Below are 519 nucleotides of genomic sequence, written 5' to 3' on the forward strand. Positions count from 1 at the left end.
GATTCCATTCCATTCCATTCCATTTCGTTCCATTCCATTCTATTCCGTACCATTCCATTCCATTCCATTCCATTACATTCCATTCCATTCCATTCCATTGTACTCGGGTTGATTCCATTCCATTGCATTCCATTCCATTCCATTCCATTCCATTGCACTCGGGTTGATTCCATTCCATTCCATTCCATTCCATTCCATTCCATTCCATTCCATTCCATTCCATTCCATTCCACTCGGGTTGATTCCATTCCTTTCCATTCCATTCGAGTTGAATCCATTCCATTCCATTCCATTCCATTCCATTCCATTCCATTACATTGCACTCGGGTTGATTCCATTCTATTCCATTCCATTCCATTCCATTCCATTCCATTCCATTCCATTCCATTCCATTGCATTCCATTCCATTCCATTCCATTCCACTCGGGTTGACTCCATTCCATACCACTGCATTCCATTGCATTCCATTCCTTTCCATTCCAGTTTGATTCCATTCCATTCCATGCCATTCCATTCCAT

At 41.6% G+C, this 519-nt stretch carries 1 protein-coding gene; it reads right to left on the reverse strand.

Features of this window, described 5'->3' with window-relative positions; genetic code table 11:
- The coding region (locus tag ML342_RS12120) for a hypothetical protein (RefSeq protein WP_240127203.1) at nt 1–443 on the reverse strand (443 nt) is incomplete at its 3' end.
- Nucleotides 444–519: the final 76 nt, after the last annotated feature.

This window comes from Thermomonas alba (genome assembly GCF_022419205.1).
GTDB lineage: Bacteria > Pseudomonadota > Gammaproteobacteria > Xanthomonadales > Xanthomonadaceae > Thermomonas > Thermomonas alba.